The sequence below is a fragment of the Myxococcus faecalis genome, assembly GCF_050039385.1.
GTDB classification, from domain to species: Bacteria; Myxococcota; Myxococcia; order Myxococcales; family Myxococcaceae; genus Myxococcus; species Myxococcus fulvus.
The window spans coordinates 4,888,147-4,902,829 of the sequence record NZ_CP144336.1 but is presented as its reverse complement, the minus strand read 5'-3'; the positions used below and the strand labels follow the sequence as shown (position 1 = coordinate 4,902,829).

Here is a 14,683-nt window from a genome sequence, read left to right as displayed (position 1 = left end):
GCTCGCATCCTCGTCGAACAGGCGTCCACCCCGGGGACCGCCTCACGTCACGGTGTGTACACGACGGTCAGCACCGCGTTCGCCGAGTCCCGCACGAACAGGTACTGCGTCGCCGTCTGCTCCTGGCTGAAGCGCAGCCGCAGCTGCGTCCTGCCCGCCACGTTGATGGCCCCCAGGCCCGCCCCGCTGAAGTCCGCCGAGGCCCGCGCTCCACTGGTGAAACGCTCGATGCTCGCCACCGCGCTCGCGTCCGCCGCCGCCGCCCAGTCCGCGCCTTCCGTGGACGCTGCGTTGAACGTGCCGGACTTCACGTCGATGACCAACGTGTTCCCCGCCGGCGTGGACCAGGGGTCCCCCGAGCCCGACGAGTAGCTCACCGTGAGGAACGCCCGCGTCACCGTGGCCCCGTCCGGAAGCGCCGACGTGTCGAACGAGAGGAAGGAGCGGTTGTACTTCCCATCCGTCCCACGCCCGAGCGCCAGGTTCGTCAGCGTCCCGAGCACCGCGCCGCTGCCATCCGCGTTCGCCTTCAGGTAGCCGTCCTCCGCCGCGATGCTCGTGAAGCTCACGGTGACGGGCGTGGGAGGCACGCCGGCATTGTCCACCGTGACGCTCGTGTCGTTGTCCGTCGCCGCATTCCCCGCGGCGTCATAGGCCCGGGCCCCCAGCGTGTGCGCGCCGTTCGCCACCGTCCGGCTGTCCCACGCAAGCTCGTACGGCGCCACCGTGTCCGTCGCCACCGGAGCGCCGTCCACCAGCAGCTCCACGCGGGCCACGCCCACCGCGTCCGTGGCACTCACCGTCACCGTCACCGTGCCGCTCACCGTGGCCCCGCTCGCCGGAGACGTCACATCCACCGTGGGAGGCGTGGTGTCACCGCCCGGCTCGCCGCCGCCCCCCGTGAGGCCGAAGAACTTCGCCTGGTGGTACACGGAGCACAGGTTCACATCCGTCACGTACGCGCCCACCGAGCCGCAGGCCGTGGTGCTGCCCGGGAAGTTGAACTGCGCGTCGAACGCCACCGCGTGTCCCATGCCGGTGAGCTCCCACGTCTCCACCAGCGCCCGACCCGCGCCATCGCGATAGACCTTGTGCGGAAAGCCGCCCACCGTCTCCGTGGTGTCCGGCGTCTGGTCGATGCCGTGCACGTTCGTCCACTGCTCCATCGCCTCGGTGCCGTTCATCGGGCGCACCGTGAAGTCACTGGTGCCGTACCAGATGGACACCGGAGGACGCGGGCCCGCGTAGCTCGGGTAGCCACCGCGCGCCAGGTCCCCCCAGGCCGCGGGCGTCTTGTCCAGGCCGCTCATGCACGTGAAGGCCGCGTTCACCGACGTGGAGCAGCGGTGGGGTCCGCCCGCGTTGATGGCGCCGGCGCTGAAGACATCCGGGTAGACGGCGAGCAGCGAGGACGCCATGTAGCCGCCCGCGGAGAAGCCCGTCACGTACACCCGCGACGCGTCGATGGAGTAGGTGGCCTTCATCGCGTCCACCATCTGCTTGATGGACAGCGCCTCGCCCGCGTCGCGCGTGGTGTCTCCGATTTCGTACCAGTTGAAGCAGCTGGTCCCGCTGTTGGCGCTCTGCTGCTGCGGATACACCGCGTAGAACTTGTAGACGTTGGCCGCCGCCGTCCAGCCGCCCAGCTCCATGCCCGTCGCGTTCTGCGTACAGCCGTGGAGCACCACCACCAGCGGCGCGTTGGCCGGCATGTCCGAGGGCACGTGCCGGAACATCAGCAGGTTGCCCGGGTTGCTACCGAAGCCCGTCACCTGGGTGAGGGCCTGCTCGGAACTTTCGAGCACCGAGTCACCCGAGAGGCCGACCTCGGTTCCGCCACAGCCGAGCGCGCCCAGGCCGAGCGCCACGGTGAAGGTGAAGCACGTCGAGGAGAGTCGAGAACGCCACGACGACATGGTGCCTCCCGGGCCGTCGAGGGGAAGGGGGATGACGGCCGCGAGCGGCAACGTGACTCCCCCGCACAACCCTGATTCAAGGCGCGCCGCGTCGCCCGGTCCCTGAAACCTGAACCAGGGTTCATTTCAGCGCACCGCGTCGGGCGCCCTGGAACCTGAACCGTCCTTCAGCTCACCTTCACTCGGAGAACCGGTCCGGACAGGCCCGTCGACGGATTGTTCTCCCGACGTCAGCGGTCACCCGCGAAGAAGACGACCTCGCCAACATCGATTCAGGGCCGGGGCCATCCGCGATGGACAGGGCGGGGTCGCAGGAGTCCGCCCCGGTGGGCTGCTGTCATCCCGTCACACCCGTAACCCGCGCCCGGCATGAGGCTCTCCGCACGTCCCACGGAGGCACGCGCCCCGCCCTCCCGAACGATGGCGCGGACAGGGCCGGGGCATCCACCACGAGCCCCGGCCCAGCACACCGCGCCCGGACCTCAGGCCTTCGGGCGCCGTGCCGCCAGTCGCTCGGCCACGTCGAGGACGCGGGCCTCGATGCACACGTCATCCAGGTGGTTCGCCTCCACCAGGCCCGTGGGGCTCGTCACGTTCACCTCGGTGAGGTAGTCGCCAAGCACGTCGATGCCCACGAGCAGGAGCCCGCGCTTGCGCAGCTCCGGCTTGAGCCGCTCGCAGATCTCCAAATCGCGCGCCGACAGCACCGCCTTGTGGGGCGTCCCCCCGGCGGCCATGTTCCCGCGGTGGTCGTCCCCGGACGGCACGCGCAGCACGCCGCCCACGGGCTCACCGTCCACCAGGATGATGCGCTTGTCGCCCTGTCGGCTCTCCGGGATGTACGCCTGCGCGACGACGGCCTCGCGGCCTCCGCTGGTGAGCAGCTCCACGGCGGAGCGCGCGTTGCGGTCCCCCGGCGCGAGGAAGAGGATGCCCTTGCCGCCGAAGCCATCCACCGGCTTGAGGATGGTGCCCTGCGCGTTCCTCGCGATGAAGTCCAGGAGCACCGGCAGCTCCCTCGTGATTCGCGTGTCCGGCATCAGGTCCGGGTAGCGCAGACTGAAGAGCTTCTCGTTCGCGTCGCGGATGCCCGCCGGGTCGTTGATGTAGACGGGCGGGCGGTCCCCACACAGCTCCACCAGCTGCGTGGCGTGCAGGAACTCCGCGTCCACCGGCGGGTCCTTGCGCAGGAACAACACGTCCACCGTCGACAGCTCGCGCGGCGCCTCGTCCAGCACGTCGAAGTGCCGTCCCAGCTCCCGGCGCACCGTGACGTGGCGCATGCGCGCCTCCGCCACCCGACCGTTGAAGCGCAGCCACCCTTGCTCGAAGTAGACCACCCGGTGGCCCCGCTTCTGCGCCTCCAGCATCAGCGCGAAGGTGGAGTCGTGGTCCACCCTCACCGTCTCGAGGGGGTCCATCAGGAAGCCAAGGGTGAGCGGGGCCATGGGTCTCGAAAGGAAGGATGAGGGGGCGCGAAGATAACAGGCCCCCTCGTCATCGCAGCGGATTCACACCCCTCAGGGCAGGTCCTGCCAGCTCTCGAATTTGCTCACCGTCGTCTCCCCGGCGCTGATGACCACGGGCAGGGAGCGCGACTTGCCCTGGGGGTCGACGATTCTCAGCGTGTGCTTGCCCACCGGCACGGAGACCCCCAAGAGCGGCGTCACGCCGAGCTTCTTGCCTCCCAGATACACGGGCGCCGACTGCCCCGTGATGTTGAAGGTCAGCTTGCCCGTGGCTCGCGAGGGCCTGGTGCGCTCCGGCTTCGAGCCCTCGTCCGGCGGCTCCCCCTGCGCGCCGACGTTCCTCGGCGCGGGCTCCGGCTTCGCTCCTGGAACAGGTTCATCGGGGCCCGGCCCCAGGTTCCCCAGCATGGCCCCGGGCTGGATGGGACGCAGCCTGGCGTCCTGCGGCTCCTCCTCCCGCACGGGCACCATCGTCGCCGAGTCATCCAGCGCGCGGCTCAGCTTCACCGCGCCATAGATGCCTCCGCCGAGGATGCTCAGCAGCACCAGCCCCCAGAGCACATTGGACCGGAGCTTCTGCGCGGGCGTGAGCTCGTCACCGTCCAGCGGCGGCGGCGCCTCGGTCTTCACCGTCGACACCTTGCGCGAGGGCTTCTTGCCGCCCTTCATCGGCGTGTTGCCCGACCGGGGCGTGGCCATCTCCTCGCGCACCGGCAGGTACGGCCCGTCATCCCCGCGCAGGGCGCGCTTCGCGGAGTCCACCATGAGCGAGCTGGCCGTGCCGTCCACGCTCTCCAGCAGCGCGCGCGTGGCCGCCATCCGCTCCGCGAACATCTCCTTCATCAGGGTGGCGCGGTGCTCCGCGTCCTGCATCAGCGTCCCCGCCGCCGCCTCCAGCGCCCGCGCCATGTCCCGCCCGTTGGCGAAGCGCTTCTCACGGCTGCGCTCCAGCGCCTGCATCACCACCTTGGAGATCTGCTCCGACACGTGCGGCGTGACGTGTGAGGGCCAGGGGATGGGCGCCTCGAGGATCTTCATCATCTCGTCGCGCTCCGTCCTGCCCGCGAACAGGCGCGCGCCGGTGAGCATCTCGTGCAGCATCACCCCCACGGAGAACAGGTCGCTGCGCCCATCCAGCTTCTCGCCGCGCACCTGCTCCGGGGACATGTAGCCGGTGGTGCCCTTCACCGTGCCCGCGTGCGTGCGCTCCAGGCTGTTCTTCGCCTTGGCGATGCCGAAGTCGAGCAGCTTCACCATGCCGTCGTACGTCACCATGATGTTCTTCTGGGCGACGTCGCGGTGGATGACGGGGCTGGGCTCGCCCGAGGGCGCGGTGAAGGTGTGCGCGTAGTGCAGCGCCATGCAGACGTCGCGCGCCACCGACAGCGTGAAGCCCAGCGGCACCGGGCGATGGTGGCGCAGGCACGCGCTCGTAATCTGGTTCAGGTTCTGCCCGGCGATGAACTCCATCGCCAGGAAGAGGCCGTCCTCCTCCTGCCCCAGGTCGAACACCTGCGCGATGTTCGGGTGGTTGAAGGCCGCGGTGATGCGCGCCTCGTCCAGGAACATCCGCTCGAACTGCTCGTTGTCCCGAGCGTCCGGCAGGATGCGCTTCACCACCACGTACTTGCGGAAGCCACCCGGACCCGAGGTGAAGCCGAGGAACAGCTCGGCCATGCCGCCCACGGACAGCTGCGTGACGACCTCGTACTTCCCGATGCGCTCGCCCCGATAGAAATCGATGGGTCAACCCTCCTCGCCAGCGCCCCGCCACCGGAGCCGCAACGCCGCCGAGGATAACAGGCTTGTATGGCGCGGACCTGCGGTGAGAACACGCCGTCACCCACCGTCTTCCCGTCATCCACCACGAGCCTGTGGATGGCCTGTGGACAGCGGGGGGATGGCTGTGGAGAAACCCCGGCGTGGATCAACCCCTGTGGGTGGCCGGGGGAAACCGCCAATTTACCCACATGTAGCATCGCGCGAATTCGTCAGTCATCCCGCGAGCTTGCTGACTTGTCCCCAACTCCGTGCCCTCTACTTCTTCCACCACTTGATCAATACCCCATCTCCCTTTTGAAGAAGCAGACGGTGCCTGTGACTTGCGCCTGTGGATGAGCGCCACACGGCTGTAACACCCTGGCATCCGGGCACGCGGGCGGCGCCCACGGCGGCACGCGGGCCTCCAGGCGCGAAGCCATCAGGAGCCCACGCCGGCAGGCCTCGCCAGGCGGCCGTGGAGGGCCCTGGGGCGCGCGCCGGGCCTTCGCGGGCACACCGGGAGCTTCCCAGGTCGGAACAGGGCGCCAGCAGGCGCTGGGGGCCTTGGGCCTTGGACGCTCAGGTCAGCGCGGCGCGCAGACGCTCGAGGAGGCCGGGCAGGGCCATGAGCAGTTCACGGTCCGTGTGCTCCAGGGCATTGCGGAGGATTTCGAGGTCCTCGGCCGAGCGCTCCGCGTTCACCATCCGCTGGAGCATGCGCAGCCGCTGGTTGCGCAGCACGAGGCGCGCGAGGGTGTCCTCCAGCTCCTCGCCGAGCGCGTCATCCAGCTGCAGGTCGCGGCTGATGAGCTCGCGCAGCTGCTCGACCAGATAGGTCAGGTCCCAGGATTCTTCGTAGCCGGCCCGTCGAGACATTGCTTCCACGCATCGCCGGGCTCAGCCCAGCGCTCGAGCCCGGGAGAGCCCGGCCAGGGTCAGCCGGGCACGGGACGGGTCCATCTCCACGGTGACGTGGCACTCGTCGAAGTCCAGGTTCAGCGCATACGGCTCCGACGCGGGCAAAAGGCCGCGCTCCTGGTGCGCCAGCGCGGCCATGCGGAAGAGCTCCGACAGCAGCGCCTGCCGCGTCTTGGGCGTCAGTCCGTCCACGGTGCCTTGCAGGCTGCGTGGGATGAGCACGGTGAAGGCCTGGGAGGACGTAGAGCCCGTGTCGGCGACGGAGGTCATGCCCGCGCCGATTGCGAGAACCGTACCTTTCCTGGATCCAACCATTCCGCGCGGTTGGAGTGGGTCGGCCGCGACCGTCTGAAAAAATCACAGGGTGTTCGTGGCCGCGGTCTGAAGTGTCTTCGGGAAGGCGCGCCTTCCGGGCCTCCACCGGCTTCCATTACCCGAGTGGATGAGGATTCCGTCCGACGTTCATCTCTGCGGCGAGCTTGCGACTTCAGGGTGCTGGTGGCGCGGCGTCCGCCGCGGTGTCCGGTGAGGGCCCTGGGGAGGTCCTGGAAGTCGTCACGCAGGGAACGTGTGTCGCCACGTGCTGGCGTGAGCGCGCCGTGACGCGAGCGTTCAGCAGCCGAAACGCGCGGGCCGCGTGGGAGGCGATGGCGGACAGGCGCGAGGTGCTCACCCCTCGCATCACGGGGAGCCCGGGGCTATACGCGGAGGGCTGGAGTCCGGGAGGCACCCATGGCGCGCGCGACGAGCACAGGCGGGGCGGGGTGGGCCGTCATCGTGATGGCGGTGGTGTTGGGCACGGGGCTTGTCGCGTGCCGCGAGGACCCGTCGCTGGTGGGCGCGCAGGGTCGGCTGCGGTTGTCCGTCGACCGGCTCGACTTTCCCTTCGCGTATCCGGGTGGCACGCGTGAGGCGGAGGTGCGCGTGCTCAACGCGGGGCGCGCGCCGCTGGACGTGACGTGGACCGCGGTGGAGGCCCCGTTCTCGCTGGTGGAGGGGCTGCCCTCGCGCGTGGGGATGGAGGAGGTGCCCGTGCGGGTGCGCTTCGGTCCCCGGGCCATCGGCACGTTCGAGTCGCGGCTGGTGGGCACCGCGTCGGATGGAGGACGCGTGGAGCTGGTGCTCGCGGGCGAGGCGCGGCCGACGCCCGACTGTGTCCCGGTGGTCTGCGCGACCTCGACGTTCGACCCCGTCACCGAGCGCTGCGTGGAGACGGTGTCGCCGGACGGCACCGCGTGCAACCCGGGCAGCGCGTGTCTCACCATGGCCACCTGTCAGCAGGGGCGGTGTCGAGGGCAGGAGCGGCCGTGTGACGACGGCAACGCGTGCACCACGGATGCGTGCCATGCGCTGGATGGGTGCCGCTCGGTCCCGGCGCCGCCGTGTCCCGGGGGTGGGCCGTGCCAGGTGGGCACGTGCGACCCGAAGCTCGGGTGCGGCCTGGCGGATGCGCTCGATGGCACCTTCTGCGGGACGGAGCGCGGCTGCGACGCGGCGGACGTGTGCATCGAGGGCGCGTGCGCGCGGAGGGACTTGCCGGACGGCTTCGTCTGCGCGTCGGCCAGTCCGTGTCAGGCGGAGGGCCGGTGTCGCGGGCCCGTGTGCGAGCGCCCCGCCGCGGTGACGCTGGCGCCGGACTGGAGCCTCGACGCGGCGGCGTACCCGCGCAACCTGCATGATTTGCTGGTGGGGCCCGAGGGGGACGTGACGCTGTCGGGCTTCTACGAGTCGGCGCTGCTCGACGCGGCGGCGCCGACGCCCATGCTGAGCCGGGACGCGGCCCGGCGGTGCATGCTGTGGAATGACCGGCTGTTGTGCATGGATTTGCCCGAGGACGGCACGGTGTCGCTGATGGAGCGGTACACGGGGGTGCCTCGGTGGACCTTCACGCTGGGGGACGCGCGGCCGGACATCCGTCAGCGCACGGAGACGCTCTTCCTGGCGCGGCTGGCGGTGATGGCGCCGGACCGGCTGGCGGCGCTCTTCGAGGCGTATCCCGCGGGGGAGCGGCGCGAGACGTTGTGCCGCATGTACTTCCTGGTGGTGTTGGACGCGTTCGGACAGATGGTGTCCGCGCAGGAGCTGACGGACCCGCTGTTGTCCGAGTGCAACCACCCGCACCCTTTCGGCGTCGTGTCCGACGCGGCGGGGGATTTGTATGTGTCCTTCTCGCAGACGCTGAACGTGGGGGCGCCGCTGCATGCGGGCGCGCCTTCGTTGTTGATGGCGTTCTCGTCGGACGGGGTGCCGCGCTGGCGCAAGTCCCAGGGGCAGCGCGCCGGAGAGCTGGCGGTGGTCGACGGGCTGCTCTTCGCGGAGCGGGGCGGGCAGGCGCTGCGCACGGCGGATGGCTCGGTGGCGGGGACGATTCCGCAGGTCTTCGGCCGCGGGGTGGCCACGCGCGAGCGACTGGTGCCGAGCGCGCCGGGCACGACGGTGAATGTCGGCGACGAGGGCAACGCGCCCGCGGCCACGCAGCTGCGGGGCTTCGCGCTGCCGTCACTGAGCCCCGTGTGGACGTACTCGCTTCGCTCGGGACAGTCGCTCACCACGAAGGAGCTGCGGCTGGCGACGTGGCCGGAGACGCCGGGGCTGCCACCGAGGACGCTGGTGCTCACCACGGCGACGGATGCGGACGACGCGCAGCTGCTCGTGGGCGTGCGGGTCTCCGACGGCAGCGAAGCGTTCCAGTGCCGGTTGGACTACCAGGCGCGCACCATGCCCCAGTTGCTGGAGCTGGCGCCGGGCGCGCTGCTGATGATGGATGGGGCCGAGACGTGCGGCGAGTGCGACCCGCCGTTCGCCTCCAGCCAGGCGCGCTTCCAGCGCTTCCCGATGCCGGGATTGCTGCCCGCGAACGAGCCCTGGCCCGGGACCTTTGGTGGGCCGGGACACGACCATCACGAGGGCGCGGCCCACTGAGCCTCGTAGTGGATGCAGCCCAGGGGCGCGCGGGACGACGAGCTCCAGCGGAAGGTGCCGATGATGTCCACGCGGGTGGGGTCCACGCGTGAGGGGAGGATGCGGAACTCCACGCCGCGTCCCACGGGGGGCAGCACCAGCCCGTGCCACCTCAGCGTGCCGCCTCGCAGCCGGATGCCGCCGTCGTCGAGCACCGACACGTCCAGCGCCAGGTCGAGGCCGTGCTCGACGAAGACCTCGTGGAGCTGGTTGCCACGCAGGACGAAGTCCGAGTCGAAGCTGCGCAGGGCTCCGTCGCAGTACAGCTCGCGGACGAAGTGCATCGAGCCATCGGCGCGGCGGAAGGTCCGGAAGCGTCCGGGGAACGTGCGTGCCCCGTGCTCGAAGAGGCCCTGGCCCGACAGTCGCGTCGCGACCCAGGCCAACACCCGCGCGGTGCGCGAGGAGAACGTCACCGAGGCGCGCACGTTCCAGGCGCCCGGGTTGGCGTAGAAGCGGATGACCCGCTCGTCCACGCGGGACACCTCCGGGCCCATCGCGCTCGCGAGCAGGGACCAGGCATCCGAGGGTCTCGTGCGCTGTCCCCGATGCAGCGCCTTCACGCCCCGCCGGTACACTCCCGCCGCCGTCCACGCGGTGAGGAAGCTCGAGAGCAGCAGCCACGCCGCGCGGCGCTCGCCGACGAGGCCCGGGGCCCGATGCCAGCGCGGCAGGCACAGCGCGCGCAGCGTGGCCCAGGCGTAGTGACGCAGGAGCACCCAGCCCGCGCTCGTCAGCCGCACCACCGAGAGCGCGAGCCCGTGCGCGATGGCGCTCTCCCCGGGCACCGCGCCCGCCAGCGCGTGCTGGTCGAAGAAGCGCGCGCCCAGCGTCATCTCCACGTGCTGGACGAGCAGGCGCCACAGCGGCTCGCGCTCATGGGCTCGAGCCTCCTCGAGGAACGCCGCCTCATGACCGAGCTCGCGTCCGCGCGCGACATCGACCATGTGGGCTTCAATCCATCGCTCGTCGCGCACCTCCATCGGCAGGCCCTCGGCGCATGCGCTCGCATAGGCGCTCCACTCCGGCGTGCGAGGCAGCCCGGTCTCATCCACCGGCATGACCGCGGCGCCCAGACGGGCGAAGGGCTCGGACACGCCCCAGAAGCGGCCCAGCGTCACGGCGCTGGCCGCGAGCAGGTGCACCTGGGCCATGCGGCATGGATTCACCCGGTAGAAGTCCGCGAGCAGCCCGAGCGACAGTCGACAGGCGCGCTGACGCAGGACGAAGCCGTGCAGTGCCTCAAGCGACGAGTGGGGGAGGGCGTCCCGCGCCTCGACGAGCTCCTCCTCGTGGAACGTGTCCTTCCACGAGGCTGCTCCCAGGTCATGAGGCAGCGCTTCGCGTGCCTCGGCAATCGCCGCCGCTTGGAGCGCGCCTTCTCGCGACGTGGCCTCCGTGGCATGAGGCATGGCTTCGCGTGCCTCCGCGAGAGCCGCCGCTGCCCGGAGCGCCCCCTCTCTCATCGGCTCATGGGCGTCGGCGTGACGCGCCAGACTCGCCACCCGCGCCTCGAACGTCCTGGCTCCCACGCTCACGGCGACACCTCCACCAGGCGCGCCCCCGGAGCCGGCGCCGTGCCACGCGCCCCCCCACCCAGCCAGCTCCGCGCCGCGTCCGGCGCAGGCTGCCTGCCCAGCGTCCGCGCGAGCACGAACAGCGCGAACCGCCACCGCGAACGCCCTCGCTTCGTGGCCTGTTCATCTCCCGCGCACCACCGCCGCAGCGTCTCGAATCCCCACTCCGTCCCCAGCCGCATGATGGGACGGAAGAGCACCGCATCGAGCACCTCGCCCAGCACCCCATGCCGCGTCTGGTAGTCGAACACCGTCTTGAAGAACGTCCCCTCGGGACGGCGCTCGTACAGCCACACCCCGCGCCCCCGCAGGATGGGGCTGCGCCAGTCCTCCGAGCCGAACTCGAACGTCGAGCGCACGTTCGGCGTGTTCGCCAGGTAGCGCCCCCACCCCACGATTTCGAGCCCGAAGCCCAGGTGCGTCCCGTAGTCCATCCAGTGGAACCCCCGAGCGTCCTGCTCCGGCAGATACCGGATGGAGGTGAAGCGCACGTCCCAGGCCACATGCAGCGCCGGCTCCTGCGTCCGCTCCCACACCACCTCCACCGGCGCGGGGATGAGCACCTCCGCGACAATCCTTTGGAGCGCGGGTCGACGCGTTGGCACCCCCGTGGCTCGACGCATCGCCCACCACCGGCCCGCGTCCCGGGTGAAGGTGATGAGCGCCGTCACCCCCATCACCGTCATCAGCGCGCGCAGCGCCACCGGCACGTCGGCAGGCTCCCACCGCACCCCCGTGGGCAGCAGCCGGTCCCCCCACACCGCCTGGAACGTGGCCATGAGGTACAGCCCCACCAGCACGCTCAACACCACGTGCGCGAAGTACTCCCCCCGGGGCAGGCCCCCCTGCGGCGCGCGGCTGTCCTTCTCCTCCCAGACGTCCGCGAAGGCGACCCCGACGTCCGCCGCGTACAGCACGACCAGCGCCCCCAGCGCCCACCCCTGGAAGCGCACGTGCGGCACCCAGAGGAACTGCAGCGCGTAGATGAGGTGCCGCGCCGTGTGCCAGAAGACCTCCCGCTGGCACTCGGCGCGCTCGTGCAGCCGGCCGCGCCAGTGGTGGAAGTAGACGACGTCGAAGGCTCCCAACCATCCGATGACGAGCAGCAGGTAGAAGGCGACGTGCATGCCCACGCCCCGGTGCAACGCCGTGGCCAGGGCCACCCGCCCTCGCAAACCTCGGAAACGTCAGGGATTCAGAGGATTCAAAGCGAAGGTCCGTCAACAGCGTGGACAGCGCCGACAACGGGCGTTGTCATCCCCAACTTCTCCACAACGCTTCCGGGTGTGGGCGGCCTTCACCCGGGCTCCGTGCCGGCGCGTCATGAACGGCGCTTCAGGTGTCGGCGGTCCGCGACCCGCGTCGCCAGAGAGGGTCCGGGCCCGCTGTCAATCACCGACCTGGGGTCTCCGCGCGATTTTCCCGGACGGATGGTGAACGAGGGCCCGTTCAGCGCCCGTCCTGACACGACACCCCCCGCGTCACCGACCCTGCGGGTGGACATGCCGCGCGTACCCGATATTCTTCGCCCCATCGTTGCGTTGAAAGACGTGGACGTGTTCCACCTTGCCCACGCGAGGCCTGACCGGAAATGCCCCCCTGGGTTCCGGCGCTGGTGTGGAAGGAGTGCGGTTGCCCGGACGACCTTGGAGGTCCGGCGTGCGGCGGCTCCGTTGCAGTGTGGGGGGTCTGCTCGGGCCCCGGGGGGAAGAGATTTCCCTGGGGCCCGAGTCACCTCGTCCCTGCCTACGGCCGCGCCTTCGCCGTGCCCGCGGGCGCCTTCGCCACGAAGGCCTCCAGCCAGGTCACCTCGTCGCGGGTGATTTCCATCAGCAGCTCCTCCGTCAACGCCGCCACCGGCCAGCGCTCCAGCGCCGTCTGGTTGAACGTCTTCAGGGTCTGCTCCAGCGCCTCGATTTGCTTCAGCGTCAGCGCCCGGCCCGCCTCGTCCCCCATGTCCTGCGCCCCGCCGCGCACCAGTTGGAAGCCCGCCATCCGCTCCACCAACGTGGGCTGCCGCACCAGGCTGGCGCCGATGTCCCGGGTGATGCGACCCAGGCGCTTGAGTCCCTCGGGTGACAGCGAGCCCCGCGTGCCCACGTTGCGCGTGCGTAGGATCCACGTGCCCCGCTCGCCCAGCACGCGCTTGGACACCGCCATCGCCGCCGCGCTGGCGTCCGGCACCCCCACCTCGCGCAGCAGCTCGCGCGAGCGCACGTAGCCGTCGTGGAAGGACGTCTCCCGCCAGGCCGGCAGCGTGGACAGCTTCTCCAGCGCGTCGATCTCCGCCGCCGTCAGCTCGCTGCCGGACTCCGTGTCACCCAGCAGCAGCAGCAGCTGGAGCTGCATCGAGCGCGGGTGCGCCCGGACCAGCGCCTCCAGCTTCTCGCGGAAGACGGTCCGCGCCCGCTCGTACTCGGACTCCGGCAGCGCCTCGCCGCGCAGCGCGTCCCGCACCGCCACGTAGAGGTCCGGGTCCTCCAGTCGGGGCACCTGGTTCAAGAGGAACAGGGCCTGCTCCGGCTCCAGCTTGCGCATGGCCAGCGCCAGCCTCAGCCGGGTGTCGTCGGACGTGGCGCGCGCCCACGCGGCCTTCTCCCAGTCCGCCAGGGCCGGGTCCGGCGGCAGGGGCGTGGCTCCCGGCAACAGCTCGCTCTGCCGGAAGTCGGGACGGCCCAGCTTGTCCCACGCGTCGCGGAAGGCCTGCTGCCAGGTGCCGGCGTCGGGCGCGCGCCGTCGCTCACGCAGCGCCTCCAGCAGCGCCACCTCGGGGCTCCCAGGGGCCTCGGCCTTCAGGCGCTCCAGGACCTCGGCGGCTTCCGGGTCATTGCCCTCCTGCAGCGCCAGGCACACGTGCACCAGCAGCGCGGGCGCGAAGCTCGGGGCGAGCATCGTCGCCTCGCCGAGCGACTCGCGGGCCTTCTTCGAGTCACCACTGGCGGCGAAGCGCGCGGCCCGGTCCGTGTGGCGGAGGACCTCCGGCGACGCGGTGTACTTCACGGCGCGCGGGCCCTTGGGCGCGGGGAGCTCCGGGTGCGCATGCCCGTCATGCGGCCCGTGCTCGTCATGCGCGGGGCTCGGCGCGCGGGCGCTCCGGACATAGAGCGCGCCTCCCGCGGCCAGCGCCACCGCCAGCCCCACGCCACTCCACACCGCGGCTCTGCGTCCCGAGGTGCCCTGCGAGGAAGGTGGAGGAATCGGGTCCGTCATGGCGCGGCTTCTCCGGGGGTGGGGGAGGCCGCATTCCAATCGGCCCCGCCCCGTCGGAGCAAGGTGGCCCTCTTCCCAGGTGGGAGTGTCCTTCCCTACCCAGGTGGAAGACGCCGCGCTTCGCGCGGGCGCAAGGCCCGCCGTGCCTCAGTCCTTCGCGTAGAGGACGCGGCTGCCGCCGCTGGCCTGGACCTGGGTGCGGTCGGGACGGGAGACGCACTTCACGGTGGTGCCGCCGCTGGCCTGGACCTCAAGGCTCTCTGACGGGTCCGCCTCCACCTGCGCGCCGCCGCTGGCCTCCACCTCCAAATCCTTCAGGCCCGCGAGCTTCATCGCCTTGACCACCGCCCCGCCGCTGGCCTCGATGTCCAGCTGCTTCGCGCGCCCCTCCAGCTGGACGGTGCCCCCGCCGCTGGCCTCCAGGTCCAGCTTGCGCGTGTCGATGCCCCGCAGGTCGATGGTGGCGCCGCCGCTGGCCTCGATGGAGAAGTCCTCCGAGGTGGCCACCTCACCCTGCGCCGAGCCGCCGCCGCTGACGGAGACCTCCTCCAGCCGCGGCACGGTGATGAAGAGGCGAACCTTGCCGCCGTTGAACGCGTCGCGGAGGCCCTTGCGCTCCACCTTCGTGGCGAGCTCGCCGTCCTCCACCTCGAGCTCCAGGCGGGACAGCAGGTCCGCGGGGCCCTCGACGCGCACGGACTTGGGGCCCACCTTGAGCTCGGCCTTGATGCCGTGGCCCACCTCGATGCTGTGGAAGTCGGGGACGTCCCGCGTCTGCGCGTCCCCGGCCCAGGCGGCTCCGGCGAACATCATCAGGGGGACGAGCAGGGACATCCGGGCGGTCTTCATGGCGTGCTCCCAAAGGGCCGTG

General features: G+C 71.0%; 10 protein-coding genes. 1 reads left to right on the top strand and 9 read right to left on the bottom strand.

Annotated elements, in window-relative coordinates:
• Positions 1 to 47 precede the first annotated feature (47 nt).
• The 5 genes from VZQ01_RS19595 to VZQ01_RS19575 form a co-directional block, all read right to left on the bottom strand.
• On the bottom strand, positions 48 to 1,916 hold the full coding sequence (locus VZQ01_RS19595) for an extracellular catalytic domain type 1 short-chain-length polyhydroxyalkanoate depolymerase (protein ID WP_426748651.1): 1,869 nt from the start codon (positions 1,914 to 1,916) through the stop codon (positions 48 to 50).
• 482 nt (positions 1,917 to 2,398) lie between these two features.
• Positions 2,399 to 3,364, bottom strand: coding sequence for a glutathione synthase (gene gshB, locus VZQ01_RS19590; RefSeq protein WP_223749491.1), 966 nt, complete (start codon positions 3,362 to 3,364; stop codon positions 2,399 to 2,401).
• 72 nt (positions 3,365 to 3,436) lie between these two features.
• On the bottom strand, positions 3,437 to 5,062 hold the full coding sequence (locus VZQ01_RS19585) for a serine/threonine-protein kinase (protein ID WP_255665979.1): 1,626 nt from the start codon (positions 5,060 to 5,062) through the stop codon (positions 3,437 to 3,439).
• 663 nt (positions 5,063 to 5,725) lie between these two features.
• Complete coding sequence (locus VZQ01_RS19580; RefSeq protein ID WP_223749490.1) at positions 5,726 to 6,022, bottom strand: hypothetical protein; 297 nt, start codon at positions 6,020 to 6,022, stop codon at positions 5,726 to 5,728.
• 21 nt (positions 6,023 to 6,043) lie between these two features.
• Positions 6,044 to 6,334 (bottom strand): hypothetical protein, encoded by a 291-nt coding sequence (locus VZQ01_RS19575; protein ID WP_141325272.1) that lies wholly within the window; start codon positions 6,332 to 6,334, stop codon positions 6,044 to 6,046.
• Positions 6,335 to 6,796: 462 nt separating this feature from the next.
• Here VZQ01_RS19575 and VZQ01_RS19570 point away from each other — a divergent pair, with 462 nt between their 5' ends.
• Entirely contained in the window at positions 6,797 to 8,986 is a 2,190-nt protein-coding gene (locus VZQ01_RS19570; RefSeq protein WP_426748650.1) for a tenascin-X, read from the top strand.
• On the opposite strand, the gene VZQ01_RS19565 is transcribed toward VZQ01_RS19570, so the two are convergent.
• The 4 genes from VZQ01_RS19565 to VZQ01_RS19550 all read right to left on the bottom strand — a co-directional run bounded on the left by VZQ01_RS19565 (position 8,965) and on the right by VZQ01_RS19550 (position 14,661).
• Positions 8,965 to 10,437: a DUF4166 domain-containing protein gene (locus tag VZQ01_RS19565; RefSeq protein ID WP_426748649.1), complete on the bottom strand. Its 1,473-nt coding sequence runs from the start codon at positions 10,435 to 10,437 to the stop codon at positions 8,965 to 8,967. The two genes, VZQ01_RS19570 and VZQ01_RS19565, sit on opposite strands and share 22 nt — an antisense overlap.
• A gap of 122 nt (positions 10,438 to 10,559) precedes the next feature.
• Entirely contained in the window at positions 10,560 to 11,765 is a 1,206-nt protein-coding gene (locus VZQ01_RS19560; RefSeq protein WP_426748648.1) for an SRPBCC family protein, read from the bottom strand.
• Positions 11,766 to 12,348: 583 nt separating this feature from the next.
• On the bottom strand, positions 12,349 to 13,812 hold the full coding sequence (locus VZQ01_RS19555; protein ID WP_426748647.1) for a tetratricopeptide repeat protein: 1,464 nt from the start codon (positions 13,810 to 13,812) through the stop codon (positions 12,349 to 12,351).
• Between the two features lie 147 nt (positions 13,813 to 13,959).
• Positions 13,960 to 14,661, bottom strand: a complete 702-nt coding sequence (locus VZQ01_RS19550; RefSeq protein ID WP_223749486.1) for a head GIN domain-containing protein — start codon at positions 14,659 to 14,661, stop codon at positions 13,960 to 13,962.
• Between the last annotated feature and the right edge of the window lie 22 nt (positions 14,662 to 14,683).